Raw genomic sequence first — 3,397 nt, 5'->3', positions numbered from 1 at the left:
AGATCCGATACACACCCGTAACATGCGCCGTGCCACCATCCGGCCGGTGGGCTGCTCTGCCAGCCGATCTGCCAGCCGATGGATTCGGCGCATCCGAGCGGTGTCCCGCACGAACCACCGGCTGGTCGCGCTCGCACTGGCTACCGCCTCCGGGGGATACCGACGGCGATGGCTGTGGACGGACTCCCCCACCTGGATCAGCGCGGTGTGCCGCAGCACGGCGGCACCGTCCACCAACCATCCCATCGACCATCCCGTGGGGCAGACCCACTGGTAGCCGAGTCGACAGGCCGCGCCGATGGCCGAGCCGATATCCAGCACCTCGAGGTCACCGAAAGTGCACAGTCTGGTGGATCGGCCGTACGCTTGCAGGTCCATGACCTGGACATCGGGATGTGAACGTAATCCGACCATCACTGCTTGCAGCGCCAGGCGTGACGTCGAACAGGAGAAGCCATGGGTGACCACTACAGCCAGATTGCGTGACGCACCGGGCACCCGACCGCTCCAGTGATCATGACTCGTGGTCAGGATCTCACGATCCGCCGTAGGTAGTGGCCCGTAGACGGTAGGAGCCGAGTAGGACACTCCGCTATCCTCCCCACATACCGGCCTTCGTTTCATGCCCATGACGATCGTGAGACGCCCAGCGCCGGGCATCGAGTTACTCACCGGGTCGACGCTGCCCCACCACATACCACCTGGAGGAGTCGTCTTGAGCGTCGTCCTTTTGCTCACCAACGCCCCTGGCCCGTCCGCCGAGTCGTTTCCGTCGCTTGGGCTTCTCACCCACACCGTACGGGTCGCCCCGCTCGAGGCGAGCGCGCTGCTGGACGCCCCGCCGGTGGATGTGATCGTGGTGGATGGCCGCCGGGAGCTTGTGATCGCCCGCGGTCTGTGCCGGCTGCTACGCACCACCGGGCTCACCACGCCGCTGCTGGCGCTGGTGACCGAGGGTGGGCTGGCGGCGGTGTCCGCGGACTGGGGAGTCGACGACGTCGTCCTCGATTCCGCGGGTCCCGCCGAGGTCGAGGCCCGGTTGCGGCTGTCCATCGGTCGCGTCGCCGCAGCCGGCGGCACGGCCGAAGCCGGTGTCATCCGGTCCGGCGACCTGTCGGTCGACGAGACCACATACTCGGCCAAGTTGCGGGGCCGGCCGCTCGAGCTCACCTTCAAGGAGTTCGAGCTGCTGAAGTACCTCGCGCAGCACCCGGGCCGGGTCTTCACCCGCGCCCAGCTGTTGCAGGAGGTCTGGGGTTACGACTACTACGGCGGCACCCGCACGGTGGACGTCCACGTCCGGCGGCTGCGAGCGAAGCTCGGCCCCGAGCACGAAGCGATGATCGGCACTGTTCGGCACGTCGGGTACAAGTTCGTCGCGCCGCCCATCGCGCCGCTGCCGGAGAACACCCCCGGGGAGGCCGGCCGGGTCGGCCGTGACGAGTCCCGGACCCCCGAGCGGGTCTGACGTCACCGCGGACACCCGTCCGCCGCGTGGCACCCGGTATCCCGGTATCCCGGTACCCCGGCACCCCAGGCACCGTCAGTAGGACGGCACCGTCGGCGCGAGGCCCAGCTCCCGGCTCCGGAAGCCAGGATTCGGCCTCGCGCCCGGGTTCTCGCGTCCGGGTTCTCGACCGCACCGTCGAAGGCCACCCAGCGTCATACGGTCGTCCGGTGACCTCGCTGAGCTGGCAGCAGACCCTGAGCGCCATGGACGTGGACGACATCGTGAGCCTCCTCGCCGCCGCGGAGCGGGCGGACGGCTCCGGGCCGGTGTCCGAGGACATCCGGCTGGCCCTCCGGCCCGGATTGCGGATCGGCGCGGGCCGGCACCTGCTGGCCGTGTCGGCCGCCGCGGACACGAGCGCCCCGAATATCCCGGACGCCCCTGGTGACCAGGACGCCGCGGACACGTCGACCATGCCGGGCCGCACCCCCGCCCGGCGGATCATCGGCTACGCCCATCTGGGCGGCGTGGACCAGGCGCGGCAGGCCGAGGTGGTCGTCCATCCCGACCACCGCGGGCGCGGCGTCGGCACAGCCCTGGTCGGCGGACTGACCGAGACCCTCGCGGCGCCGTCGTCCCGCCTCGACATCTGGGCCCACGGCGACCTGCCGGCCGCCGCGGCATTGGCTACCCGGCTCACGTTCACTCGCACGAGGGTGCTGCTCCAGCTTCGGCGACCGCTGGCGACCGGGACGCCCCTGCCGGACCCCCGGCTGCCGGCCGGTGTGACGGTCCGCACCTTCGTCCCCGACCAGGACGACCAGGCCTGGCTGGCCGTCAACGCGGCCGCCTTCGCTGATCATCCGGAGCAGGGCCGGTGGGCCCTGGACGATCTGGCCCGGCGCCGGGCCGAGCCGTGGTTCGACCCGCGTGGCTTCTTCCTCGCCGAGCGCGACGGCGCACCCGTCGGCTTCCACTGGACGAAGGTGCACGAGACCGACCAGACGCCGCCACGGAACGCGCAGCCGGGGCCCATCGGCGAGGTCTACGTGGTGGGCGTGCTCCCGGGCGCGGGCGGCGCGGGACTCGGCCGGGCACTCACCCTGATCGGCCTGCGGCATCTGCAGGCCGAGGGGCTCGACTCGGTCCTGCTGTACGTGGACGAGGACAACGTCCGCGCCGTGCGGATGTACACCGGACTCGGCTTCATCACCTACGTCCGCGACGTCTCCTACCACTGGGAGAGGCCGTCCACGGGTTGATCCGGCCTGGTCCGGAAGACCCCCGTGACTCAGGCGCCCTGACGGGTCGCCAAGCCGCGCGCGGGGGCGGAGTCGCCGTGATCGACGTCTATCACGGCACTCAGGTTCGTGACATGCAGCAGGCGATAGGCATCCTCGTTGAGGTTACGCAGCACGAGGCGGCCACCGGCCGACCGCTGACGCTGGTGGGCGAACAGGATGACCGCCAACCCCTGCGAGTCGAGGAAGCTCACCTGCTCCAGATCCACGATGATCTCTTTGACTCCGGCGACCCGTGCGTCGAGCAGTGCCTCGCGCAGGGGATCCAGGGACGAATAGTCGATGTCGCCGGCCGGATACACGACGATGGCATCACGGTCGGTCACCTCAACCCGCACGCTTGGCTCCATGGCTCCGCTTGCGACCGGACGGCGTGAGCGCCACGGGAAGCCGGCCGGGCTGCCTTCCGCGCCGCGCCTTTGGGCAAGCGCGACCATGGCCCCGTACCCCGACCTAGGTACTTCCACACGCGGCCGACCCCGCCGGGGGCGACTTCTCACCGCACGCTCGTCAGCACGCCTGTCCGCGCCCCGCCCGTCGTCATCCGCCCGTCCGTCCCGCATGCTCCCCGCCGCGCGGGATGGGATGACGAGCTGCCCGATGAGAGCGTCTACGCATGGACATCGGATCTGGATCTGTCGCTGAT

Annotated in this window: 4 protein-coding genes; 2 read left to right on the top strand and 2 right to left on the bottom strand. The window is 70.3% G+C overall.

The genetic code is table 11. The annotated features are described in order from the left end of the window. A partial coding sequence (locus tag AC08OQ_RS18520; protein ID WP_476612261.1) for an alpha/beta hydrolase family protein occupies positions 1-414 on the bottom strand: 414 nt, incomplete at its 3' end. Between the two features lie 301 nt (positions 415-715). Here AC08OQ_RS18520 and AC08OQ_RS18515 point away from each other — a divergent pair. Both AC08OQ_RS18515 and mshD read left to right on the top strand, forming a co-directional pair. Next, positions 716-1,468, top strand: a complete 753-nt coding sequence (locus AC08OQ_RS18515; protein WP_476592283.1) for a response regulator transcription factor — start codon at positions 716-718, stop codon at positions 1,466-1,468. Positions 1,469-1,677: 209 nt separating this feature from the next. Beyond that, on the top strand, positions 1,678-2,712 hold the full coding sequence (mshD, locus tag AC08OQ_RS18510; RefSeq protein ID WP_476602293.1) for a mycothiol synthase: 1,035 nt from the start codon (positions 1,678-1,680) through the stop codon (positions 2,710-2,712). A 29-nt stretch (positions 2,713-2,741) separates the two neighbouring features. Here the strand turns inward: mshD and AC08OQ_RS18505 are convergent, their stop codons facing one another. Continuing rightward, complete coding sequence (locus AC08OQ_RS18505) at positions 2,742-3,101, bottom strand: STAS domain-containing protein (protein WP_476592285.1); 360 nt, start codon at positions 3,099-3,101, stop codon at positions 2,742-2,744. Positions 3,102-3,397: the final 296 nt, after the last annotated feature.

It is taken from the genome of Frankia sp. CcCS3 (assembly GCF_977927575.1).
This window is presented reverse-complemented; position numbering and strand designations above follow the sequence as displayed.

What these genes read in the sequence shown, in the direction of transcription:
- AC08OQ_RS18505 (WP_476592285.1), bottom strand. Translation starts at nt 3,101, where the DNA reads ATGGAGCCAAGCGTGCGGGTTGAGGTGACCGACCGTGATGCCATCGTC.